15 protein-coding genes are annotated in these 24639 nt (G+C 69.2%); 6 read left to right on the forward strand and 9 right to left on the reverse strand.

The window, feature by feature from the left end; translation table 11 throughout:
* From AC1DU4_RS06075 to AC1DU4_RS06085, 3 genes are all read right to left on the reverse strand, one after another.
* The coding region (locus tag AC1DU4_RS06075; protein ID WP_477838154.1) for an amino acid adenylation domain-containing protein at positions 1 to 6416 on the reverse strand (6416 nt) is incomplete at its 3' end.
* A gap of 203 nt (positions 6417 to 6619) precedes the next feature.
* Positions 6620 to 6820 (reverse strand): hypothetical protein, encoded by a 201-nt coding sequence (locus AC1DU4_RS06080; protein ID WP_477838155.1) that lies wholly within the window; start codon positions 6818 to 6820, stop codon positions 6620 to 6622.
* A gap of 366 nt (positions 6821 to 7186) precedes the next feature.
* The gene (locus tag AC1DU4_RS06085) at positions 7187 to 8680 is read right to left on the reverse strand and encodes an FAD-dependent oxidoreductase (protein WP_477838156.1); all 1494 of its coding nucleotides are present in this window, start codon (positions 8678 to 8680) and stop codon (positions 7187 to 7189) included.
* Between the two features lie 483 nt (positions 8681 to 9163).
* On the opposite strand from AC1DU4_RS06085, the gene AC1DU4_RS06090 reads away from it, so the two are divergent.
* A complete protein-coding gene (locus AC1DU4_RS06090) occupies positions 9164 to 10918 on the forward strand; it encodes a cutinase family protein (protein WP_477838157.1) in 1755 nt (584 codons plus the stop codon).
* Between the two features lie 81 nt (positions 10919 to 10999).
* On the opposite strand, the gene AC1DU4_RS06095 is transcribed toward AC1DU4_RS06090, so the two are convergent.
* Positions 11000 to 13408 carry an HNH endonuclease signature motif containing protein gene (locus tag AC1DU4_RS06095; protein WP_477838158.1) on the reverse strand — a complete coding sequence of 803 codons (2409 nt, stop codon included), beginning with the start codon at positions 13406 to 13408 and terminating at the stop codon, positions 11000 to 11002.
* 273 nt (positions 13409 to 13681) lie between these two features.
* Here AC1DU4_RS06095 and AC1DU4_RS06100 point away from each other — a divergent pair, with 273 nt between their 5' ends.
* On the forward strand, positions 13682 to 13816 hold the full coding sequence (locus AC1DU4_RS06100; RefSeq protein WP_255312537.1) for a hypothetical protein: 135 nt from the start codon (positions 13682 to 13684) through the stop codon (positions 13814 to 13816).
* 69 nt (positions 13817 to 13885) lie between these two features.
* Here the strand turns inward: AC1DU4_RS06100 and egtD are convergent, their stop codons facing one another.
* From egtD to egtA, 4 genes are read right to left on the reverse strand one after another with little or no spacing between them, the layout of a single operon-like run.
* Positions 13886 to 14860, reverse strand: coding sequence for an L-histidine N(alpha)-methyltransferase (egtD, locus tag AC1DU4_RS06105; RefSeq protein WP_477838159.1), 975 nt, complete (start codon positions 14858 to 14860; stop codon positions 13886 to 13888).
* Positions 14857 to 15612, reverse strand: coding sequence for an ergothioneine biosynthesis protein EgtC (gene egtC, locus AC1DU4_RS06110; RefSeq protein ID WP_477838160.1), 756 nt, complete (start codon positions 15610 to 15612; stop codon positions 14857 to 14859). The genes egtD and egtC overlap by 4 nt, the downstream gene beginning before the upstream one ends.
* A 4-nt stretch (positions 15613 to 15616) precedes the next feature.
* Entirely contained in the window at positions 15617 to 16924 is a 1308-nt protein-coding gene (gene egtB, locus AC1DU4_RS06115) for an ergothioneine biosynthesis protein EgtB (protein WP_477838161.1), read from the reverse strand.
* Entirely contained in the window at positions 16921 to 18183 is a 1263-nt protein-coding gene (gene egtA, locus AC1DU4_RS06120; protein ID WP_477838162.1) for an ergothioneine biosynthesis glutamate--cysteine ligase EgtA, read from the reverse strand. The genes egtB and egtA overlap by 4 nt, the downstream gene beginning before the upstream one ends.
* A 150-nt stretch (positions 18184 to 18333) precedes the next feature.
* Here egtA and AC1DU4_RS06125 point away from each other — a divergent pair, with 150 nt between their 5' ends.
* The 3 genes from AC1DU4_RS06125 to pth all read left to right on the forward strand — a co-directional run bounded on the left by AC1DU4_RS06125 (position 18334) and on the right by pth (position 21033).
* Entirely contained in the window at positions 18334 to 19503 is a 1170-nt protein-coding gene (locus tag AC1DU4_RS06125; protein WP_477838163.1) for an aminotransferase class V-fold PLP-dependent enzyme, read from the forward strand.
* A 227-nt stretch (positions 19504 to 19730) separates the two neighbouring features.
* On the forward strand, positions 19731 to 20321 hold the full coding sequence (locus AC1DU4_RS06130; RefSeq protein ID WP_477838164.1) for a 50S ribosomal protein L25/general stress protein Ctc: 591 nt from the start codon (positions 19731 to 19733) through the stop codon (positions 20319 to 20321).
* Positions 20322 to 20442: 121 nt separating this feature from the next.
* Entirely contained in the window at positions 20443 to 21033 is a 591-nt protein-coding gene (gene pth, locus AC1DU4_RS06135; RefSeq protein WP_477838224.1) for an aminoacyl-tRNA hydrolase, read from the forward strand.
* Positions 21034 to 21070: 37 nt separating this feature from the next.
* Here pth and AC1DU4_RS06140 read toward each other — a convergent pair whose 3' ends face one another.
* Positions 21071 to 22705: a fatty acyl-AMP ligase gene (locus AC1DU4_RS06140; RefSeq protein WP_477838165.1), complete on the reverse strand. Its 1635-nt coding sequence runs from the start codon at positions 22703 to 22705 to the stop codon at positions 21071 to 21073.
* Positions 22706 to 22924: 219 nt separating this feature from the next.
* On the opposite strand from AC1DU4_RS06140, the gene AC1DU4_RS06145 reads away from it, so the two are divergent.
* Entirely contained in the window at positions 22925 to 24616 is a 1692-nt protein-coding gene (locus AC1DU4_RS06145) for a peptide chain release factor 3 (RefSeq protein ID WP_072845387.1), read from the forward strand.
* Positions 24617 to 24639: the final 23 nt, after the last annotated feature.

Here is a 24639-nt window from a genome sequence, read left to right on the forward strand (position 1 = left end):
AAACGATCCGCCGTCAGATCACTGCGACCGACATACCCACGCGCCAACTGCACGCCCGCCAGGTACAACTCACCCGCCACACCCACCGGCACCGGCCGCAAGCGAGCATCCAACACGAACACCTGCGTGTTCCACACCGGCGCACCGATCGGCACACCCACCACATCCGCGGCAGTGACCTCGTGGAACGTCACATCCACCGCGGCCTCCGTCGGCCCGTACAGGTTGTGCAACTCGGCGCCACTCACCCGAAGCAGACGCGCCGCCGTCACCGCCGACAGCGCCTCACCGCTGGTGAACACCCGCCGCAGCGATCCACACCCGCCGATGTCCGCGCTCGCCAGAAGCACTTCGAGCATCGACGGCACGAAATGCACTGTGGTGACCGACTCCTCGCGGATCACGCGTTCGAGACAGACGGGATCGCGGTGAACGTCCGGCGCAGCAACCACCAACCGCGCCCCCACCAGCAGCGGCCAGAACAACTCCCACACCGACACGTCGAACGTCACCGGCGTCTTCTGCAACACCACGTCGTCGGGCCCGAGCCCGTACTCCCCCTGCGTCCACAACAGACGGTTGACCACTGCCGCATGCGAAACGACCACGCCCTTCGGCCGCCCCGTCGACCCGGACGTGAAGATCACGTACGCCGCATTCCCCGGCCGCAACGGTGCCGACCGTTCCCCATCCGTGACCGGTCCCGGATCGAACCCGGAAACATCCAGGGTGCCGATGTCGAGAACCGGGGTCTCGCCCGGCATCTCGAACCCATCTGTTCCGGCGGTCAACACGCACACCGGTGCCGCCGTCCCCACCACATACCCCACCCGCTCGGCAGGCTGGTCCGGGTCGATCGGAACGTACGCCCCACCCGCCGCCATCACCGCATGGATCCCCACCACCATCTCCACCGACCGCGCCGCCGCCACCCCCACCATCGACTCCGGGCCCACACCCAGCGAAATCAAGTACCGCGCCAGCCGATTCACCCGGGCACCGAACTCCGCATACGACAACACCGTGCCCTCGAACGACACCGCGCCCGCATCCGGAGTCCGCGCGACCTGCGCCTCGAACAACGCCGCCAACGTTCCCGCCCGCACCGCACGGGCCGTCGCGTTCCACCGCTCGACCACCAACTCCCGCTCACCGGGGACGAGCACGTCCACGTCACCGACCCGCACGCCCGGATCCTCGACCACACCCCGCAGAACCCGGACAAACCGCTCGGCGAACCCCTCCACGGTCGCGCGGTCGAAGACATCCGACGCGAACGTGAACTCTGCCGAGAGGCCCGCTGCGCTCCCCGTGTCGTCGTAGCCCTCCGCGAGCGTCAACTGCAGGTCGAACTTGGCCACACCGGATTCGACGTCGACGACCTCCGCCGTCAGTCCCGGCAACTCCACCCGGGGTGTCGCCGTGTTCTGGAACTCCAACATGACCTGGAAGAGCGGCGAGTACGCGGTGGAGCGGCCGGGTGCGAGCGCCTCGACCACGCTCTCGAAGGCGACCTCCGCATGATCGAAGGCCTCGAGGTCCGTCTCGCGGGCGCGGGAAAGCACTTGGGCGAAAGACGCTTCGAGCTCCACGTCGGTCCGCAACACCAGCGTGTTGACAAACATCCCCACCAAGTCGTCCAACGCCTCTTCGCCCCGGCCCCCGACCGGCGTCCCGAGTGCGATGTCTGCGGACCCGCTCAACCGCGCCGCGAGCACCGCCAGCGCTGCGTGCATCACCATGAACATCGTGGCGTCGTGTCGCCGCGCCAGCAGGATCAGGTCCCGATGCAACCGCGCAGGCAGTGCGAACCGAACGCGCTCACCGCGCAGTGATCTCTCCGCGGGCCTCGGTCGATCCAGTGGCAGCGCGATGGCGTCGGGGAGACCGGAGAGCGCCGTCTTCCAGTACGCCAACTGCTCCGACATCATGCTGTCGGGATCGTCGTCACCGCCGAGAACCGCCCGCTGCCACAGTCCGTAGTCGGCGTACTGCACCGGGAGCGGGGGCCAGTCCGGCGTCTGCGTCGCCGCCCGCGCGGCGTAGGCGACCGCCAGGTCACGGGCCAGCGGTGCGAGCGACGCTCCGTCCGCGGAGATGTGGTGAACGACCAGCATGAGGACGTGCTCGTCGGGCCCGGTCCGCAGCAGTGCGCCACGCACGGGTGCCTCCGCGCTCACGTCGAAGCCTCGGGACGCCAGCTCGGCAATCTCCGCCCGCAACGCCTCCTCGTCTCCGAGGAGCCAGGGCGTCAGGTCCGGAACCACCTGCGCCGACGGCACTATCACCTGATGCGGACCGTCCTCCGACGCCGGATACACGGTGCGAAGCGACTCGTGCCGTTCGATCACGTCCCCCACCGCCACCCGGAGCGCCTCGACATCGAGCGTCCCGGACAGGCGCAGCGCCATCGGAATGTTGTATGCCGGCGACGAGATGTCGAACTGGTTGAGGAACCACACACGCTGCTGCGCAAGCGAAAGCGGAATCCGGTCGGGGCGGCGGCGCGCCACCAGGTTCGGGCGGTCGGGGCGCCTCACGTCGGTACGACCGACCCATCTGGCCAGCGCCTCCACGGTCGGCGCCTCGAACAGGGTCCGCACACCGAGATCGACGCCGAGCGCGGCATTGAGACGCGCGATGACACGGGTCGCGACCAGAGAGTTACCTCCGAGGTCGAAGAAGCTGTCGCCCCGGCCGATCCGCTCCACACCGAGGACGTCGGCGAAGACCCGCGCCACGGCCTGCTCCACCGGACCGGCTGGTGCGCGGAACTCGGCCRCCGCCGAGAGGAACTCCGGCACCGGCAACGCCTCGCGGTCGACCTTCCCCGCGGGCGTCATCGGCATCTCGTCCAGCATCACGATCGCCGACGGAACGAGATGCGGCGGCAACTGCCCCGAGACGTGGTCCGTCAACTCAGCGGACGCGACCGCCTGCCCGGTCGCCGGCAGCACGTACGACACCAGCACCGTGTCGCCGGACGGCGCCGTTCGCGGCACCGTCAGTGCGGTCCGGACGCGGGGGTGAGTGCGGAGGGCCGTGTCGATCTCGCCGGGTTCGATCCGGAATCCGCGCACCTTCACCTGGAAGTCGCTGCGGCCCAGGTACTCCAGTGAGCGGTCGGTTCGCCACCGCACCACGTCACCGGTTCGGTACATCCGGTCGCCCGGTCCGCCGAAGGGGTCGGCCACGAACCGCTCGCCAGTCAACGCCGGTTTGCCGTGATAGCCGCGGGCCAGGGCGGGGCCCGAGAGGTAGAGCTCGCCTGCGACGCCGACCGGTACCGGCCTCAGGCGTGCGTCCAGGACCACCTCGTGGAATCCCCGAAGCGGACCTCCCAACGTGACGGCTCCGGTCGGCGACATCGGTTCGCTGATGTTCGACGCGACGGTCGCCTCGGTCGGCCCGTACGCGTTGTACAACCGGCGGCCCCCTTCTCGGGCACTCGGGAGACTTGGTACAACCCACCGCTTCACCAGATCCGGCAGGCAGGCCTCACCGCCGAGAACCACGTCCCGAAAGTCGGTGAGGCCGTCCGGGTCGACGGTTCCGAGCGCCGCGGTCGTGATGAATCCGTGGGTCACCCGCTCCGAGCGCAGGAGCCGGGACAACTCCTCGCCGCCGTAGACCGTGGGCGCAGCGATCACCATCGTCGCGCCGGCGCCGAACACCTGCAGATACTCCAGGACGGACGCGTCGAAGCTCGGCGTCGAGAAGTGCAGAACCCGTGACGCCGACGTCGCACCGAACCGTGAACGCTGTTCGGCGGCAAGGCTCTCGAGGCCACGGTGGGTGACCGACACGCCCTTGGGCCGGCCGGTGGAGCCAGAGGTGTAGATCACGTAGGCCGGATTCTCCATGCGGAGGGCCCGGGGCCGCTCGGCGTCGGTGACGGCGGACGCCGGCGCGGTCTCGCACCGGATCCGGACTTCGTCGTCGTCGAGCACCAGCCACGGTGTGGTGTCCGGCAGCAGGACACGCTCGGCGGCGACCGTGACCCCCACGACTGCGCCGGAGTCGTCGAGCATGTGCTCGACTCGCCCGGACGGATACCTCGGATCCACCGGCACGAACGCGGCACCCGACTTGGCCACCGCCAGCATGGACAGGACCGACTCGATGGAGCGGGTCATGCCCAGCGCCACACAGTCTTCGGGACCTATGCCGCGTTCGAGGAGGACCCGCGCCAGCTGGTTCGAGCGCTCGTCCAGTTCTCGATACGTCATCTCGACACCGCGACTCGAGAGGGCGACACCCGCCGGATGTGCTCGTGCCGCGGCGGCGAAGAGTTCGGGCAGCGTGCGTTCCGGGCTGCCCGACGGACCACGAACCGGAACTAGGGTGGCGCGTTCGCTGCCGGAGAGGATGTCGATGTCGCCGACGTCGATCCCCGGGTCGATCGTCACCGCCTCCAGGATCTGACGTAGCCGCATCCCGAGCCGGGTCACCGTTGCCGGGTCGAACAGGTCGACGGCGAACCCGAGCGCTGCGGTGATGCCGGACGGGCTGCCGTCGGCGTCGAAGTGCTCGGCCGCGGCCACCCGCAGGTCGAACCTGCCGAGCCCGGTCGCCGCCCCGTCGCGGCACTCGAACAGCACCTGGACGATCGGCGAGAACGCTGGGGAATCACCGATCCCGAGTATCCGCGGCAGCTGATCGAAGGGAACATCGCAGTGCTCGAACGCCTCCTGCTCGATCTCCTGAACCCGACCGAGGAGGTCCGTGAAGGACACGTCCGGATCGACGCGACTGCGCAGCACCACGATGTCCTGACGCTCGCCCACCGCAGCCGGCGTTCCGACGGCTACGTCGGAGACGCTCCCGAGGCGGCTCAGCAGAACCGCCAACGCAGTGTGCAGAACCGCGAAACTGGTGGTGTCGTGTTCGCGTGCCAGCGCGGCGATTCGGCGATGGAGGCCCGCGTCGATCGGGAGTTCGACGCGGTCCGCCTGCAGTGACTGTGCGGCGGGTCGGGCCCGGTCGGTCGGCAAGGTCAGCAGTTCAGGCAGGCCCGAGAGCCGTGCCTGCCAGTACTCGCGGTTCTGCGCTTCGAGCCGGAGCCGCTCGCCTTCGCGGTAGCTCGCCCCGTGAACGGTTTCGAGTGGCGCCTGCGGGTCTGCCGCGAGGAACTCTTCCAGCAGTTCGACGAACTGCCGGTGGTGCCGGTGTAGAGCCGAACCACGGTATCGGCCGGGATTGGCCCGGAAGTCGACGAGGACCTCGTCCGGCGCACCACTCGGGTACACGTTGACCAGCAGGTCGTCCACCGGACCGGACGTGACGATGTGGTACTCGCCGACCAGTGGGCCCAGCTGAACTTCCTGGCGGAAGAGCATGACGTTCACCATGGGCCCGTCGAGCCGGCCGCCGTGGTTCGTGCTCAGGTCGCGGCGGATGTCGTCGAGACTGCACCGCTGATGCCGCAATGCGCCCGTCAGCTCACGGCGGACCCGCGCCACGAGGTCCGCGACCGTGCCTCCTTCGTCGACCGAGATCGGCAGCGGCGCAACGCTGACCATCATGCCGCCGGAGTTGCGCAGCAAGGCGGTTGTCCGGCCGGACAGCGGAACCTGCACGAGAACATCGGGTTTCGCCGTCAGGCGGGAGAGGTAGCAGGCGAAGGCGGCGATGATCGTGACCGCGGCATCCGGGGTTGCCTGCTTGCCGGAATCGAGGAGCAGCCCGGCGGCCGACCCGGACAGCACGGCGCTCTCGAGGTCACTTCTGGCGGGTGCGGGCGCCGGCTCGTCGGCCAGGGTCGATCCCTCGACGGCCTGCACTCGCTCCGCCCAGTAGGCCCTATCGTCCGTGAATCGGCCGGAGTTCCGGTAGCGCGCGTCGAGGTCGCAGAGCTCGTGCAGGGCGGCGGGCCGACTCGGATCGGGTTCGCGACCGGCCGCCGAGGCCGAGTAGCGGTGCGCGATCCGGTTGACCATCGTCATGGCGCCGTAGCCGTCGAGCGCGACATGGTGGATGCGGCTGTACCAGAGGTAGTGCGACTCTCCCACGCACAGGACGGAGGTCTCGACCAGTCGATCCGCGCCGAGGTCGAGCGGGACCTGGTAGCTCCGGTGCATCCACTCATGGGCCGCGGCGACCGGGTCGTCCTCGCTACGAAGGTCGACGACGGGGAGCGGGATGTCGGTCGCGTGATCGACGTACTGCATCGGCTCGCCGTCCACCTCGACCACCCTGAGCAGCGGCGACTGGAACTCGCTGGCGACCGCGACGATCTCCCGCCGCAACAGGTCGACATCCAGGTCGCCGCGCAACTCCACGTAGTGCGCTATCGAGATCGGCACCTCGGGTCGGAGTTGCTGCGCGAACCAGGTCGCACGCTGCGGCGCGGACAGCGGGAACCGCACGGCGTCCGACAGTTGCGAAGCCGGTTGCCGTCGGTCGTCCGGTTTCACGGCGGTTCCTCGCCGTACGGCGTATCCGGCCGGTGACAGTGCCGCCGTGGGCTGATCTGAACTCGTGAATGCGGGAGGCGGATGCGTCTGTCCGTCTCCCTGATCATTTCTTCGGCAGATCCTGGGCGCACAAGACTTTTATGGTCGCACGGTGGCGCGGACGGCGTCGAGATATGGCCGATGCCGCTCCCCTCCCGACGCCGCTACCCCATCGGCGCGACGGCGAGCGGGGTTGACAGCGCGGGGTGGTAGATCACGCCGGTACGCAGGTGGTCGATCTGCGCCTGGAGCCCAGCCTCGATGTCCGTGAGACTCAGGGTGAGGTCACGGGTGTTCTGCGATCGCAGCTCGTGATGGGCGATGTCGGCGTGCAGGGCGTCGAGGTCGTGGTCCGCGGCGGCCATCCGGCGCACAACCTCCCGGTTGGCCAGTACCGACTCGAGCGAACGACCGCTCGGGACGTGTCATGAACACAGGTCACAGCAGGTTTCCAGACGGGTTGTACATGCGAGAGTTACCGAGCAGCGAGAGGGCCGAGCCTGCTGGCGAGGTCCCCAGGTCGACCCGTCCAGACCGGTGGTTTCGGTGTCGAGGATGCAGGCCGCACCGGGTTCGAGTATCAAGGTGGCCAACTGGCGGAGCGGCGGGTCGATGGCGGTCACTGCATCCTCATCGGTCCAGAACATGGTTGCGTACGGTTCCGACATCACGCGCCGGGCTACTGCTCAGGCCCGAGACCTGCACGTGGTCGGCGGGCTCAACGTGTGATCTCACGCCTGGATCAGGGGGCCGCATCGAACGTCGAACCGCTCGCGGACCGTATCCAACGTCCGGCGGTGGCGCTCACGGTCGCGGCGGTTGGCGACCGCGAATCGCGCCGTCCCGAGCAGTCGGCGGTGCAGCGGGTACCACCGGTCGAAATCGAGTCCACAATCGCGAAACACCCTGGTGGGTAAAGCATCTGCGAGAAGGCCGAGGTTGTACATCGACAACACGAACGCGGTGTACGGGAACGCCTGCTTTCCGCCTTTTCTCAGCAGACCACCCACGTCGAGTTCGTAGAGCGGGAGGTCGCGAATCCTGCCCGAGAACATCAGGTGTGCAAGGTAATAGCTCGTGAACGAAGGCAGGTGCAGGATGGTGGATCGCGGGTTCACCGACACCACCGACCCGGCGCGGGAGACGTACGGCTCATAGGGGTGGTCGACCTTGATGTACCCGGTGCAGTTCACGATCCAGCTTCCCGGTTCGACAGTCCTGGTCGCGCCACTCCGGAGCACGACATCGGTGGAACCGTCGCGATCGACGGCGTCGACGAAGTGATCCATGATCACATCGTTCAGGCCCGCGGCGATCGTCGCCCTCTCCGATTCCGACTGAATTCCCAGCAGGAAGTTGCGGGCCCCCGGGGTCGGACCGGTGCCGTGCGTCGCGCGGTACCACCGCGCGACGGCCGTCTCGTTTGTCCCGTCGAACCGTCTGGCCGTTTCCGCCGCCACAGCGTTCGGAAGCGCCCCGCGCCACCATCGCCGGGCCCCTACCGGGAACGACCGGTCACGGCTGATGAAGAACGTTCCGGCGCCCGCCACCAGGTTCACCTCCCGGCCGGGACACGCCCTGACGAGCGCGTGCACGGTGTCCATGGCGGTCTTGCCGCCACCGATCACCCATACCGGCGTGTCACTCTCCCCCATCTCACCCACCCGTACGTCGCAGTGGTCGGGAGACACCGACCGTACCCGCGAACTCGACACCGCGAGTGGATCGTTGGGGGTGATGCCGAGCCCGTAGGCCTTGATCAGCTGCCGCGCCAGTACGACCTGTCGCTGCCCGTCGGGTGCAGTGCAGGTGATCCGCACAACCCCATCGGCTTCATCGCAGGACTCGAATGACCAGCCGAAGAACTCGTCGACCCGCACGCGGTCCTTGATCACGTCGAGGCAGTGCTCGAAGTGATCGAGTACCTCGTTCTTGGTTGCCAGATATGACGGGCTCCGGTCGAGCTTCCATGCGATGTCACCTGCGGTGAACATGCCGTGAGGTTGGTGCAGGCGGACATAGGGGTAGGTGTCGACCCACATGCCGCCAACCCGTCGGCGGCGTTCGATCAGAATCACGCGCTGGTCGCGTGTCAGGTACCGGCTGGCGACGAACAGTGCATTCAGCCCGGCGATGCCGGCTCCGACGATGCACACGTCGAAGACTTCTGGCGTTGCCTTCTGGTTTGGCGTTGCGTTCTCGTTCGACGAACGTGCTTCGGTCACCGTGACCTCCCCACACTGCCGCGTCGAGTGTGATCGCGATGACGGCAGCGGTCACATACAGACTACTGGGCGGCACAAGCTGTCGGCCGTAACTCGAATCGGCACGATTTCGGCGCGAGCGCGCGCCGGTGTCGAGGTGGTAGCCGTTGCCGGACGGGGTGTATGGAGGCGGACGAGGAGGAACTGGTCGGGGTGTTCAATGCGCCGGCCCGGCGCGATCTCCCCGACACGACCGCCTGGGCACTGTTGTAGTCCGGGTAGCGCCTGTAGTCCGGACAGCGCCTTGGGACCCATATCTCGATGATCGAGTTACTCGACAGTCGATCTACTCGACCGCGCCTCCCGGGCGCCGAGGACACGCTCACCGAAATTGTTTCGGCCGCCGTGTAGCACTCTGGCCCGACGGGACGATGCACTCAGTGACGCGACACACCGTTCGGGGCAGGAGACGTGTGTGTCCTGATGTCGACACAGGGAGCGGGCATGACATTTCGCAGGTTCTTCGCACGACATCGCATCGCCTCGGGAATGATCGCGCCCGCAATCGTGGGGGTCGCGGCGGTGATCACGCTGCCGTTGGCCCTGTCCTCGGGGCCCACCACCGTGGACACCGAGCTGACGGCATCGACCACCGAGTGCCACGACATGGTGACCATCTCGGTGGCAGGCCGAGGTGACACGCCGGTCGACGGTACGAAGATGCTGGTCGGCCCCGACGACGAGCGGCTCCCGGCGATGTTGTCGAGCGACTACAGCAGCCGCTGGGTCGACCCGGTGGTGAACGCGCCGAAGGGTGCGGTCGACAAGGACTCCTACGCCGCGGTCTACATCGCCTACCCCGCAAACATGGACAGCTACGAGGACGCGGTCACGGCGGGGGTGGCCAACACCGAAACGGTGATGCGAAAGATCCAGCAGTCGTGCCCGGACACCAAGTTCGCGGTGGTGGGGTACAGCGAGGGCGCCGACGTTGCGCGTCGTGTCGCGATGGACGTCGGACACCAAGTGGCCGAGGCCGACGGCGGCTACTCGATCGCCAATCCCGCAAACGTCGTCGGTGTCGTCATCCTCGCCGACGCGGGCCGCGCGGCCGGCCAGGGACCCTTCCCCGGCTCGAAGAACCCGTTCACCAACCCGGACGGGTTCGACACGAAGTATCAGACCGGCGGTGCCGCGATACCGGGACAGGGCGCCCTGCCGGACACCGGGGGCGACGATTTCGGCGCGCTGGCCGGCAAGGTCGCGTCGTTCTGCTCCGACGGTGACCTCACCTGCTCTGCGCCGGAGAACATCTCGCTGCTGCAGCTGGTCGTCAACGTGGGTCGGCAGTTGAACGTCGACGGGCTCGAGCGTCAGGGGCTCACCCCGGCGACCGGGCAGGATGTCGCCGTCGTCCTCGGCCAGATCGCGATGAACGCGTTCGCCGAGATCGGGTCTCAGCCCGACTGGATGCAGAGCGACGAGACCTTCCTCGACGTGCTGCTGAAGGTGTCGGCCCCGACCTACAAGCCGGGCGAGACGCCCGCGACAAAGACACCGGTGAAGGATGTCGCGATCTCCACGGACGAGATGTCGCCGCTCGCCTACCTGCCGCAGAAGGTGCTCAACGAGATTCTCGGGCTGATCGTGACGAACCAGAACACCATCCCGGTGGTCATGAGCGACCCGTACAACCTCACCCTCGGCCCGGACGCCAAGGGCCATCACTTCGACTACTGGCGCGATGCCAATGCAGCCAACGGCAAGCCGCTGACGTCCGCCGAGTACGCCGCCGCGTGGCTGACCGAGCTTGCGAAGCAGGCACAGAATGGGCAGCCCGTGGTGACGACCACCAAGCCCGACGCCGATGCGTTGGCCTCGGTCGAGAAGCTGTCGTCGGAGGGCTCGGCCGCGACCGCCGCGGCGACGGCCAGTGCGGCGCCGTCCGCGACGGCGACGGCGACGGTCAAGCAGGAGCCGACCCCGGAGTCGTCGACGGAAAAGTCGACGAGCAGCAGTGCCACGGTGACCCCGTCTGCGTCGGTGCCTGCGGCTGCCCCGTCCGGAGTTGAGAGTCCCGTACCGACGACGGAGGACTCAGCAGCAGCAGCGGCCGAGGTGTCCGCTCCGGAGGCATCGGCGGAGTCGGTCGGGGAGGCATCGGCGGACGTTTCGTCGGAGACTACGGAACCGTCGCCGAGCATCCCGGCACCCACCACGACTGCGAGTGCGCCCGCCAAGGTTTCAGGATCGAAATGACAGCGCGCCGGAGCTCCCACCTCGACGCCTGCGCCATCCCGGGGATTCAACGAATCTCGGGTTGATGTCCTCGGTGGAACTTCAGAACGGCGGCGGCTCGTCCGGCCGCGGGGGCGGCGGGCTCGGCGGCGGGAACATCGCCGGGTCCAGGTTGATCGGTTCGCCGATCCTGGCTGCTCCGACGTAGTCGCCGCCGGCCTCGCGGATCTCACGGATCGTGCGGTCGAGTTCCGGGTCGGGTGTTCTCCAACCTGGGGCGTTGAGGTCGAGAAGGAACTCCAGGTCGCTCAGAATCGGTGAGCACATCTCCGCGAACATCCGGTCGAGCGTCGCCTGGTCGGTGAGGATGTTGGGGTCGATTCCGCGCGCGGCGAGATCTGCCTCGGTGCGAGCGCGCCCGGTCTGTCGAGTGGGGGCGGCGTCGCAGTCGGGAGTGCTGTCAGCGCAGTCAGAAGCACCATCAGAACTGCACTCGCTCTCGGTTGCGCCGGCCGGGTCGGGCACGTCCGGCGGGCGCGAGGCGCCATGTTCGTCGGGGAGTCCGTATTCGCCCGCGACGCTGTGGTCATCCGGCACGTCACCTTCATCCGAGACGCCGCCTTGATCCGAGGGGCCACGGCCATCCAAGGAACCGCATTCGTCAGTGACATCCTGCTCGCAGAATGCTCCCCCGGGCGTTGTGACCACCTTTTCGCCGTTCGGGTCGGTCCACTCGAGGCGTCCGCCACCGATCTGCCGAACCTTCCAGTACCCCTGCGTCTTGAGGCGGTGATGGCGGCGGCACAGGCACGCCAAGTTCAGTTCGGTGGTCGGTCCGCCGAGTTCGGGATGGTCGCAGTCGAACGGGACCGTGTGGTCGAGGTCGCAGTGCTCTGCCCGTTCGGTGCAGTTGGGGAATCTGCAGGTTCCATCCCGCGTCCGGACAATCCTCTCCAGGCGCACCGATGGTCGGTAGGTCAGTTCCTCGCGGCGTGCCCTGGTTCGATTACGGATCACCGATGACGCGATGCCGCCCTTGGCCAGCGCCCTGCCGATGCCGAGGATCGGTCCGGGAACCGAGGTGTCCACGCTATGGCCGTTCACCCACTCCACGGAATCGTTCCGGGGGCCTACGGCCACGGTCGGCTCGGGGCCGTCAACCGTGTAGCCGGCCTGGAGTAGCGCGTTGATCAGGCTGTCGACCAGACCTTCCCGGTCGGCCTCGGTGAGGGTGAGGACCTGTCGCCAAGTGGCGTTGGCGGACAGTTCGCGGGCGTGCTCGGCATCGATGGAACCGTAGCCGTGCAGGTAGCCCGGGAGGTCGTCGAGCCCGAGCAGGGTCGAGGCATTGACCCCGACGAGGACCGTGGTGTGCGAGTCGATGTTGCCGGTGGACGAATGTAGTTCGCTCTCAGCACTGTCCACGACGGTATCGGTATCACCGTTTGCGGCGTCGATCGCCTCGGGGCCTTCGACGTTGGTGTCGCCGGTGCTGCCGGCACGGTCAGGCGCTCCCGCGCCGTCGTCGTGGTTTCCCATGGAACCCGCTTCGCCGTCGACTGTTTCGGAGCGCTTCGGGCAGGCGCAGCCCTGCCCGCACCGGCATTCCAACCTGCTTCCGCCGCAGGCAAGCACCTCCAACGCGTCGGCACGGCGCTGCGGCAGCGTCCTCGGGTCGTTGCCGCACACCTGAAACGACATGGCCCGCAACCGCATTCCGAGTGCCTGTCCAGATGCGGCCGACAGCTTCCCCGAGAGTTCGACCATTCGGTCCTCGTCTGCCGTCAACCACACGCCGCGGCCGTCTTGGGCGGACTCACGGCGCTTGCGGGCACCCTCGGGGTCGTGCTTGTTGATCAGCCGGCGGGCCTTCGCCTTGAGCTTGTTCCGCGACCTCTCCGCGGCACCGCCGAGGAGGAGACGTTCGATCAGTTCGAGCTTGTCGTCGGAGACGTTGACCAGTACGTCGTTGATTGCCTGCGCCTTGCCGAGGTCAATTGTTCCGGCGGCGAACGCCTTCGACGTGCGGTGCAGGCGAAGCCGAAGGCCGACACCGAGGTCGATCATCCGGTTCGCCTCGTAATCGGTGATCCGCAGCGTCCCGGCGACCTCGATGTGCGCGTACTCCCCCTCGTGCGCCTCGTTGACTCCGCGGGCGGCATCCTCCGCGCAACGAGTGAAGTACACCGTGGTGACGGCGTCGATCTCGCGGAACTGCTCGCGGGCAATCCGGGCATGATGTCCGCGCAGCGTCTCGGGCAGGTCGCGGTGGGTCAGATCGTCGAGCAATGGCTCGACCGACGTGACCTCCCACGACTCCGGAACCTCGAACATACGTACTAGTTTACGCCGTCCATGGGGCCTACACCAGCCCTTTGTGGGCTGGATCGAACATCCATTCATCCCCTCGGCTTCGCAAGCCCTCCCATGCAACTGCAACCGCTTCCCGCGTCCAAGCGCCGGCGCTCGCCGGCGGGGGCGCGGTCGACAGCGCGGCACTCCCGGCCCCACCGCCCCCTCCCGACAGTGAGCCTCGTCGGTCCCGTAACGGTCCGGACACGACGACATGAAACCTCGAGCAGCGAATTCGTCCGGCGCACAAATCCCCACGCAAAACGGACACATAAGCAGACAAAAGCCTGATACCGGACGGAATTGAGGCTATTCCTTATATTCATTTCCCACTGAGTGAGACAGGCCTGGCATCAAACCGTGACCTTCGCTACAAATAGTCACGCGCTGAGATGCGCATCACCCCTACCCTCACCACTTAGGAGCACCATCATGGGTTCAACTGCCGAAGACCTGAAGACCGCCGGCGACGTCCAGAAGGTCATCGCCGCACTCGGTGGCACCCTCGTCGGTGTTGGCGCCGTGGTCGGCCTGGGTCTGGCACTGACCTCGTTCAGCGCCGCGTAATTCAGCCTTTCCGAAAACCGGATCCCGCAGCCTCGGCTGACGGATCCGGTTTTCGGCGTTTCAGCCCGCTCAGCCCACCCGGTCCGCGAGCACCAGCGCGAAACGCTCCTGCGGATCGGTCCACACCCGGTCGCTGCCGAACCCGGCCCGCTCCAGCTCCTTGCAGATGCCCTCGGGCCGGAACTTCGCCGAGATCTCCGTCCGCATCTGCTCCCCCTCGGCGAAGCGCACCTGCGTGCCGAGAACCGGCAACTGCACCGTCATCGCCCTCGTCGCCTCCAGACGCATCTCGATCCACTCGTGCGCCGCGTCCCACAACGCCACGTGTCGGAACTTCGACACGTCGAAGTCCGCGCCCAACTGCTCGTTGAGCACCGACAGCAGGTTGAGGTTGAACCGGGCGGTGACCCCCGCCGCGTCGTCGTAGGCCGGCACCAGTACCGCCGGATCGGTCACCAACCCCACCCCCAGCAGCAGTTGCTCCCCCTCGTCGAGGACCTCGGCGATCGAGGCGAGGAACTCCTCCCGCTCCTCCGGAACCAGGTTTCCGAGGGTGCCGCCCAGGAACGCGATCATCCGCCGACCCCCGCGGGGCAGGTTGTGCAGCGTGTCGGTGAAGTCGCTGACGATCCCGTGCACCGTCAGCTCGGGGAACTCGTCGGCCAGCTGCCGGGTCGCCGACACCAGGGCCGCCTCGGAGACGTCCTGCGGCACGTACCGCTCCAGCGTGCCGTGCGCGGTGAGCGCAGCGAGCAGCAACCTCGTCTTGTCCGACGAACCGGAACCCAGCTCGACGAGGATCTGCGCGGACGTGGCCTCCGCGACATGGGTGGCGCTGGCCCGCAACAGTTCTCGCTCGGTGCGGGTGGGGAAGTACTCCGGCAGGCGAGTGATCTCCTCGAACAGTTCGCTCCCGCGGGCATCGTAGAACCATTTGGGCGGCAACCACTTCGGCGTGGCGGCCAGCCCGATGCGGGCGTCCTCGCGCAGGCTCAGGTGCAGCTGCTCCGGTGACAGGTGAACCTCCACCGTCGGTTCGCTCATGACTGTTCCTCCCAGTCGGGTACTGCGGTGATGCTCAGCTGTCCGGGTCTGGCCTGCACCACGTGCCGGTCCGGCACCGCCCGCCAGCCCGGTTCGTCGTCGATCGGTTCCGATGCCAGCAGCACCGTCGTCTCGTCCACCCGCACCGACAGCGAGTGGTACACCGTCGTCGCCCACAGCGTCGTCCCGTCGCCGAGCAGCAGGTTCAGTCGCGACGCCGGCGCCGCCTCCAACACGTCCGCGACCACCGACCGCAACGCGCCCTCCGGCCCGTCGGCCGCGAGGCGCCGGCGTACCAGCGTCCACACCAGCGCCGAATCGGTCAGCGCCGGCATCCGCAGCAACTCCACTGCGGGCAGCCATTCCGCCAGCGCCGCCATCGAGTCCGGCCAGCCTTCGATGCACCCGTTGAGGCTGAATGCCCACCTGCCGTCGGTGAACGGCGCGCAGGCCGCCCGCTCGAGCGGCATGCCGACCGTGGCCGAACGCACCGCCGCCAGCACCCCACTCGAACGCACCTGCGCCAGCACCCCCTCGACCGCCGGATCGGACCAGACCGGTGCCGCGTTCCGGTAGGCGCACACGCCGCCCGCCCCGTCCCACCAGGCCGCGCCGAACCCGTCCGCGTTGATGGTGCCGCCGCCCCGCATGTCCCTCGGCGCCCAGGACTGCGTGGCCAGACTGTGCGGTCCGGCGGTGAGCAGACCACCCACAGCGCGCGGCGGGCCGAGGTAACCGAGGTGTCTACACACGGACCTACTCTCCCGGAACGTCTCGGGCACACCGGAACCCGGCGAATATCTGCCGCCGGACGGGAAGGTCCCAGTTGCGGAAGGTGCCGCGACAGGCCACCGGGTCGGTACCGAACGAACCTCCGCGCAGCACCTTGTAGTCACCGCCGAAAAACACCTCCGAGTACTCCCGGTACGGGAACGCCGAGAACCCCGGGTACGGCAGGAAGTCCGACGACGTCCACTCCCACACGTCACCGATCAACTGCTCCACTCCGAGTGCTGACCGCCCCGCCGGGTACGCCCCCACCCCGGCGGGTTCGAGGTGCCGCTGGCCCAGGTTGGCATGGGTCTCGTCGGGTTCGCCGTCGCCCCAGGGGAATCGGCGCGACCGACCGGTCCGGGGGTCCCAGCGCGCGGCCTTCTCCCATTCCGCCTCGGTGGGCAGCCGCCGGCCGGCCCAGCGGGCGTAGGCCTGCGCCTCGAAGTAGCTCACGTGCACCACCGGGCTGTCCGCCGGGAGCGGCGCCAACGTGCCGAACGCGCGCCGCCACCAGTTGCCGGCGCCGTCGCACTCCCAGAACTGCGGCGCCGCGAGCGACGCGGACTGCCGATGCGCCCAACCCCGCTCGCTCCACAACTCCCGCCGCCGGTAGCCGCCGTCGGCGAGGAACTCGAGGTAGCGGCCGTTGGTCACCGGCGCCGTGTCGATCGCGAACGCGGGCAGCACAACCCGGTGCGCGGGCCGCTCGTTGTCGAGGGCCCACGGGTCGGTGGACGTACCCATGGTGAACTCGCCGGCCGGCACCAGCACCTCCGTCGGCACCTCGGCGACCGGGCTCGGCGGCGGTGGCGCCGTCAGCACCGCCGGACCGCTGCGCAGTTGATGGGTCGCGAGCATGGTCTCGTCGTGCTGTTGCTCGTGCTGGGCGATCATCGCGAAGGCGAAGCCGTCCCGCTCGAGCGGCCGGCCCTGCAGGGACGCCCCGTCCAGGATGTCCCACACCTTCTCTCGCACCTGCGCCACGTACCCGCGCGCCTGCGCCGGGTCCAGCAGCGGCAGGGCGGGTCGGGTCGAGCGCGGATGACGGAACGCGTCGTACAACTCGTCGATGTCCCGGCGGACCGGCTCACGGCCGCCGACATCCCGGACCAGCCACAACTCCTCCTGATTGCCGATGTGCGCGAGGTCCCACACCAGCGGACTCATCAGCGGGGAGTGCTGCGCCGTCAGGTCCTGCTCGTCGACGCACTCGGTGAGCACGACGCTGCGGTCACGAGCCCGGGTCAGTGCCGCCGCCAGCCGGGCGCGCAAGGCCTCCGTCTCGCTCATCGCCCGAGACCCCCGGCGTCGAACCCCGCATGGACGGGATCCTGGGTCGGCGTCCGGCCGTGGCAACATCGACGCGCCGCGGCGGCCAGGTCGGCCTCGAACGCCGTCGACCGGGACGCCGCAAGAAACAGCAGTTCGGCTGCGACACTGCGTAGTTCACCGTCGCGCAACCCGAACTCGGCGGCGTCCCGCCAGCGGCCCGCGGTGGACGCCGCCAGCGCCGACGCCGCCGCGACCGTCTCCCGGTCGCCGAGCAGGGCCGCCACCGCGGCGATCGGCACCCGCCACAGCTCGCCGGGCTGGGCGTCGAGATACCGGACCTCGAGGTGACCGGCGGCCCGCACCGGCGGGAAGAGCGTCGTCAGGTGGTAGTCGAGGTCCGCGGGTCCGGGCCGTCTGCCGACCTCCTCGTCCAGTGCGCCGGCCATCCAGTCCGCGAAACTCGCCCCGAGCGGCACGGACCAGTCGTTCTCGCAGCCGGGGCGCCCACCGACCACACACAACAGCGGCGCGTCCAGCGCCCAGCGCGCGTAGCCGGTGATCGGGTCGGCCAGCGGCGGCGGTGCCGTCCGCGTCGGGTCCAGTTCGAGCCACGCCCGCATCCGCTGCGAGGCCCAGGTGCCCGCCGGCACGCCCCGCAGCCGCGGCGAACAGGCAAACGCGGCGACCAGCGCCGGACCGATCGCGTACAGCGCCGTCCAGCGGTCCTCGACCTCGGCGGCGTCGGCGCCCGCATCCACGCTCACCTGGGTGGCCGCGGTGTTGCACATCATCAGCCGTCCGAAGGGCCCGACGGTGTCGAATCGTTCCTGCATCGCGCGATAGCGCGGCATCGCGAGCACCCGCTCCGCGTCCCGCCAGACGTCCGCGGCGCCGTCGTACATGGCGATGCCCTCGTCCTCGAGCAGGTCCTGCAGCGACCGGGCGTCTCGGGCGAGTGCGGCGCACAGTTCGGCCGCCGAGGGAAAGGGCGCGCTGGAGAGTTCGATCTGACCGCCCGGCTCCATCGTCACCGCACTGCCCCGGGAGAGCCGCCTGGCGGGCGAGCCGGCGGCCAACGAGGTGGGAGCGTGCGGACCCAGCGCGCGGGCGACGTCGCCCGGGTCCGGTCGGCCGTTGGACGGCCGACTGCGGGAGGTCAGCCACTCCAGTTCCGCCCCGACCAGCCGCGGCGGCCCCAGTTTGAAGCAGACACCACCGACGTACGCCTCCGCCGCGGCCCGGGTGGTGAACCGGCGGGTGTCGACTGCCATTGCCATGATGCGCTCCGATCGTCGGGCGGCACTTCTACGGCAGGAACTTCGCTTCACGAGACTGGAGAACCCCTCCGACACTAAACCGAGATCGGCGACGCCGCACCCGCGCGCGGTACCGTCCGGGGAGCACGCACCGAACCGGCGGGAGGGCACATGCTCGATCTGCACCGCGTCCGCGCCGACACCCCCGGCTGCCTCGGCCAGGCGTTTCTCGACAGCGCCGGGTCCTCGCTGCCACCCCGGGTGGTCACCGAGACCGTGATCGCGCACCTGAGACGCGAGGCGGAGGTGGGCGGCTACCGCGCCGCCGCCGAGCGCGCCGACGACCTCGCCGACGTCAAGACCGCACTCGCCGCCCTGCTCGGCGCGCAGCCCGGCGACCTCGCCCTGACGGAGAGCGCCACGCGCGGCTGGGCCGACTTCTTCTACTCGGTGCCCTTGACCGCGGGCGAGAAGATCCTGGTCTCGGAGGTTGAGTACGCGAGCAATGCAATCGCCGCGCTGCAGCGGGCCCGCAGCACCGGGGCCGTCGTCGAGGTGGTGCCGTCCACCCCGACCGGGGAGGTCGACCTCGACGCCCTGGCCCGGATGCTCGACGAGCGGGTGCAACTGGTGTCGCTGGTGCACGCGCCGACGAACGGCGGCCTGCTCAACCCGGTCCGCGAGGTGGTGGACCTGGCCCACGCCGTCGGCGCGCTGGTGCTGCTCGACGCCTGCCAGTCCGTCGGCCAGGTCCCCGTCGACGTGGCCGCACTCGGCGTCGACGCGCTGTCCGGGACGGGCCGCAAGTGGCTGCGCGGACCGCGCGGCACCGGGTTCCTCTACGTGCGCCCCGAACTGGCCGCGACCATGGAACCTGCCGCGCTGGACCTGCACGGCGCGCAGTGGACGGAGGAGTCCGGCTACCGCCTGGCGCCCGACGCGTCGCGGTTCGAGTTCTGGGAGTGCTCGGTCGCGGGCCGACTCGGGCTCGGCGCCGCGGTCCGGTACCTGCTCGACCTCGGCATCGACGAGATCGAGCAGTCGGTCTCGGCTCGGGCCGAGTACGCGCGCACCGAACTCGCCGCCGTCCCCGGCGTCACCGTCCGCGATCTCGGTGTCGACCGCACCGGCATCGTCTCGTTCACCGTGGCCGGCGTCGACCCCACCCGGGTCCGGGAGTCGTTGGCGGCCAAGGACATCACCGTGACCGTCAGCGGACGCGGGTCCACATACCTGGACATGAGCCGGCGCGGCCTGGACGCCGTGGTGCGCGCGTCCCCGCACTACTTCAACTCCTTCGACGACGTCGACCGGCTCGTCGAGGCGGTCGACGGGCGGTAGTCGCCGCGACCCGGATCGGCGCCGGGTGGCGTCGGCCGGGGGCTGTCCGGTACTCTGTCCAAGTTGTCTCGGCGAGGGTGAACCAACCATGTTGGCTTACCGTGATCGACGCGGCTACGGCTACCAATCGAGCAGGACTGCTCCGGGCCGTGCGCGTTGTCCGCCCCCCGTCGAGCCCAACATCCAAGCGATGCAAATCTGATGTGAGCCGTAGGAGCTGTATTTCCATGTCGAACGAAGTCAACCGTCTCGAAGCCGCTGTCCGTACCGAGTTCGGCAAGGGTGCCGCCCGCCGCGCCCGTCGTGACGGCCTGGTCCCCGCCGTCCTGTACGGCCACCAGACCGAGCCGCAGCACCTCTCGCTGAACGCCCGTGACTTCGCCCGCGTCCTGCGCGCCCACGGCACCAACTCGATCCTCACCCTGGACATCGACGGCACCGAGCAGCTCGCGCTGACCAAGTCGGTCGTCGTGCACCCGATCCGTCGCTACATCGAGCACACCGACCTGCTCATCGTGCAGAAGGGCGAGAAGGTCTCCGTCGAGGTTTCGATCGTCCTGGTCGGCACCGCCAAGTCCGACGCCCTGGTCGTCACCGACGTCGACACCATCAAGCTCGAGGCCGACGCCCTCAACATCCCGGACCAGATCGAGGTCTCGATCGAGGGCGCCGAGGCCGGCACCCAGATCCTGGCCGGCAGCATCGAGCTGCCCGCCGGCTCCACCCTCGCCGACGACGCCGACCTGCTGATCGTCAACGTCGTCACCGCCCAGGCGGCCGAGGAGCCCGCGGAAGAGGCCGAGGCCACCGAGGCCTGAGTCATCGGCCCGCACACATCAGTGCAGCGCTAACGTGAGCGGCGCGCCGTCCCGACAGGGGTGGCGCGCCGCTTTCCGTGTGCGGCCTGCCCCTACCACCGAGAGAACCGAAGCGTTGAGCGTGAACACCGCGTCGAGCGAGCCCCGGGGCCCCGCCCTGGTCGTCGGGCTGGGCAACCCCGGACCCCAGTACGAACGCACCCGGCACAACATCGGCTTCCTGGTCGTCGAGGCGCTCGCCGCCCGCGAGCGCGCCAACTTCAGCCTGCACAAGAAGAGCGGCGCCGACGCCGTCACCGTGCGGGTCGCCGGCCGTCAGGTCATCCTCGCCAAGCCCCGCTCCTACATGAACCTCTCCGGCAAACCCGTCGCGGCGCTGGCCCGGTTCTTCTCCGTCGACCCCGCGGACATCGTGGTGGTCCACGACGAACTGGACCTGGACTTCGGGACGCTGCGGCTCAAACTCGGCGGCGGCGAGGGCGGGCACAACGGCCTGCGCTCGATCTCGCAGGCGATCGGCACCAAGGACTACCTGCGGGTGCGCGTCGGGATCGGCCGCCCCCCGGGCCGGATGGACCCGGCCGACTACGTGCTCAAGCCGTTCTCCTCGGTCGAGCGCAAAGAGCTGGACCTGAACTGCGAGGAGGCGGCGGACGCCGTCGAGCTGCTGCTGCGCGTCGGGCTCGAGGCCGCGCAGAACCGGCTGCACTGAGGCAACCCCGGAGAGGACAAACCCCGGAGGGCGGGAGTCAGCCGCCGATCAGCGCGATCGAGTTGGCCCGGCGCAGCTTCCCCGACGACGTCTTCGGGATCGACCCCGGCCCCAGCACCGCGACCGTCCGCGGCCGCGCCCCCACCTCGGCGACGACGGCGTGCGTGACCTCGTGCTCGATGCGCCGGACCTCGTCGGGCTGGTCGATGTCGTTGGTCTCGACCGCGACCGCGAAGCCCTCCCGCTTCTGCCCGGCGTCGAGCCTGATCGCGACGGCGTTGCCGGGCCGCACCCCCCGCACCGAGCCGGCGGCCCGCTCGATGTCGGTGGGGTAGATGTTCCGCCCACCCATGATGATCACGTCCTTGACGCGGCCGCACACCACCACCAGGCCGTCCTCGGTGAAGTAGCCGACGTCGCCGGTGCTGATCCAGCCGTCGGCGTCCTGGGTGGGCTGCGGACCGTCCACCGTCAGGTATCCCGACGTCACGGACGCGCCGCGCAGTTCGATGATCCCGACGCCGCGCGGCGGCAGTTCCTGCCCGTCCTCCCCCACCACACGCCCCTCGAGCCCGGACACCAACGTCCCCAGCGTCGGGAGGCGGCGGGCGTTGCTGCGCCGCGACGGCACCGCCATGCCGCCCGCCTCGAGCAGGTCCGGGTCCACCAGGTCCAGCACCATCCCGAGTCCGGGCTCGGCCAGCGAGACCGCGAGGGTGACCTCCGCCATCCCGTACGTCGGCGCGAGCGCCATCGGGTCCAGCCCGAAACGGGCGCCCGCCTCCGCGAACGCGATCAGCGTGTCGGGGTCGACGGGCTCGGCGCCGTCGAGCAGGCAGCGCATCGTCGACAGGTCGACGGCACCGTCCTCGGCCAGCGCGAGCCGGTGCGCGAGCACGGAGTAGGCGAAGTTCGGTGCGGCGGTGACGGCGCCGCGGTACTTCCCCATCAGCTCGGCCCACAGGATCGGGGCGTGCAGGAAGTCGAGCGGGGTGATGGACACGACCTCCGCCCCGAACAACATGGGGACGGTGAGAAACCCGATCATGCCCATGTCGTGGAAGAGCGGCAGCCAGCTGATCATCACGTCCTGCTCCGGACTGATCTTGAGCCGGTCGAGCATGGCGCAGGCGTTCGCGTTCAGGTTGGCGTGGGTGAGTCGCACCGCCTTGGGCGAGCCGGTGGATCCGGAGGTCAGCTGCTGGACCACGACGTCGGACTCCGCGGTCTCGACCGGGTCGGTGTCGGGTCCCGCGCGCAGGTGGTCGATCGTGACCACCCGGACGCCGCGCTCCGCCAGCAGCGGCACCGCCGCCTCGAACGGCGCGCCCACGATCACCGCAGACGCCGTGATCATCCCGATCACCGTCTCGGTGTCACGGGCCCAGACGGACAGGTCGGTGCGGGGCGTCGGCTGGTGCAGCATCGTCAGGGACGCGCCCCGCATCCAGGTGGCCTGGCAGACCGGCGCGATGTCCACCGGCATCCCCGCCAGGACTCCGATGGCGTCGCCGTGCCCGATCCCCGCCGCGGCCAGCCCACCCGCCATCCGGCGGGCCTGCCGGTGGATCTCGCCCCAGGTCTGCCGTAGCGGAACGTCGGGCTCGCCCGTGACCAGTCCGCGCGTGCTGGTCGTCGCGGTCGCATACATCACTTCGGTGAACTTGCTCATGGCAATCCCTCCAGATGTATAAGCGGAATCCGGCTCGTGGTGTTACACGTAACGCGGCCTCCGCTGGTTCGCTGGATCTCCCGATCGTCCTCCTCGGCGGCACAGGTACGCTGGAGTACTGGCGTTTCACCAGGTATCGAGCTGCCCGTCGCTCGGGCCGTGACCGTCTGTTGTCTGCAACGTCTCTTGTCTGTAACCGTCTCCAGTTAGGAACCCCCGGTGACCACCGAGCCCGTGTCGGAGCCCGCCACCTCGTCCCCCGGCACCACGGAGGCCGCGCCGACCGCCAAGTCGGCGAAGGCCCTGGCCGGGGAGGCCACCCGGCGACGTACCTTCGCGGTCATCTCGCATCCTGACGCCGGCAAGTCGACGCTCACCGAGGCACTCGCGCTGCACGCGAAGATGATCTCCGAGGCCGGCGCGGTGCACGGGAAGGCCGGGCGCAAGTCGACGGTCTCCGACTGGATGGAGATGGAGAAGGCCCGCGGCATCTCCGTCAGCTCCACCGCGCTGCAGTTCAACTACAAGTCCCCCGAGACCGACCCGGCCGACGAACCGAACGTCATCAACCTGGTCGACACCCCGGGCCACTCCGACTTCTCCGAGGACACCTACCGCGTGCTCACCGCGGTCGACGCGGCCGTGATGCTGATCGACGCCGCGAAGGGCCTCGAGCCGCAGACCCTCAAGCTGTTCCAGGTGTGCCGCCACCGCGGCATCCCGGTGGTCACCGTCATCAACAAGTGGGACCGGCCGGGCCAGTCGCCGCTCGAACTGCTCGACGAGATCAGCAACCGGATCGGGCTCACCCCGACGCCGCTGTACTGGCCGGTCGGCATCGCCGGCGACTTCCGCGGACTGCTGCGGCGCGGCGAGGACGGCGCCGCGCAGGAGTACATCCGCTTCACCCGCACCGCGGGCGGCGCCAAGATCGCCCCCGAGGAGATCCTCGACGCCGACGCGGCGGCCGCGCGCGACGGCGACGAGTGGGAGACCGCCGTCGAGGAGAGCGAACTGCTCTCCGCCAGCGGGCAGGACCACGACCAGGAGATGTTCCTGGCCGGGCAGACCTCCCCGGTGATCTTCGCGTCCGCGATGCTGAACTTCGGGGTCCGGCAGATCCTCGACACCCTGGTCACCCTCGCCCCGGCGCCGGGACCGCGCACCGATCTCAAGGGCCAGGACCGCGTGGTCACCGACCCCTTCAGCGCCGTCGTGTTCAAGGTGCAGGCGGGCATGGACACCGCGCACCGCGACCGCCTCGCGTTCATGCGGATCGTCTCCGGTGTCTTCGAGCGCGGCATGGTCGTCACCCACGCGCAGACCGGCAAGCCGTTCACCACCAAGTACGCGCAGACCGTGTTCGGCCGCGAACGGTCCACCGTCGAGTCCGCCTTCCCCGGCGACGTCGTCGGACTGGTCAACGCGACGGCGCTGGCGCCCGGCCACACCCTGTACACGGACAAGAAGGTGGAGTTCCCGCCGATCCCCTCGTTCGCCCCGGAGCACTTCTCGGTGCTGCGCGCGGAGAGCGCCAGCAAGTACAAGCAGTTCCGCCGCGCCGTCGAGCAGCTCGACTCCGAGGGCGTCGTGCAGATCCTGCGCAACGACCTGCGCGGCGACGCGTCGCCCGTCATGGCGGCCGTCGGCCCGATGCAGTTCGAGGTGGTCGCGGCGAGGATGAAGGCCGAGTTCTCGGTGGAGGCCCGGATGGAGGGCCTGCCCTACCAGCTGGCCCGCCGCACCGACGCCGCGTCCGAGGTCGAGCTCAACCGTCAGCGCGGTGTCGAGGTGTTCACCCGCTCCGACGGGGCGCTGCTCGCGCTGGTCAGCGACAAGTGGCGGCTGCAGTACATCCAGAAGGAGCACCCGGAGCTCACCCTGGAACCGCTTGTCGCGACCGCCGACTGACACTTCCCGTCGTAGCATCGGGC

Source organism: Rhodococcus sp. P4_F5, from assembly GCF_056401315.1.

What these genes read in the sequence shown, in the direction of transcription:
- AC1DU4_RS06140 (WP_477838165.1), bottom strand. Translation starts at nt 22,705, where the DNA reads ATGAGCAAGTTCACCGAAGTGATGTATGCGACCGCGACGACCAGCACG.
- AC1DU4_RS06130 (WP_477838164.1), top strand. Translation starts at nt 19,731, where the DNA reads ATGTCGAACGAAGTCAACCGTCTCGAAGCCGCTGTCCGTACCGAGTTC.
- AC1DU4_RS06125 (WP_477838163.1), top strand. Translation starts at nt 18,334, where the DNA reads ATGCTCGATCTGCACCGCGTCCGCGCCGACACCCCCGGCTGCCTCGGC.
- egtA (WP_477838162.1), bottom strand. Translation starts at nt 18,183, where the DNA reads ATGGCAATGGCAGTCGACACCCGCCGGTTCACCACCCGGGCCGCGGCG.
- AC1DU4_RS06100 (WP_255312537.1), top strand. Translation starts at nt 13,682, where the DNA reads ATGGGTTCAACTGCCGAAGACCTGAAGACCGCCGGCGACGTCCAGAAG.
- egtD (WP_477838159.1), bottom strand. Translation starts at nt 14,860, where the DNA reads ATGAGCGAACCGACGGTGGAGGTTCACCTGTCACCGGAGCAGCTGCAC.
- egtB (WP_477838161.1), bottom strand. Translation starts at nt 16,924, where the DNA reads ATGAGCGAGACGGAGGCCTTGCGCGCCCGGCTGGCGGCGGCACTGACC.
- AC1DU4_RS06080 (WP_477838155.1), bottom strand. Translation starts at nt 6,820, where the DNA reads ATGGCCGCCGCGGACCACGACCTCGACGCCCTGCACGCCGACATCGCC.
- AC1DU4_RS06090 (WP_477838157.1), top strand. Translation starts at nt 9,164, where the DNA reads ATGACATTTCGCAGGTTCTTCGCACGACATCGCATCGCCTCGGGAATG.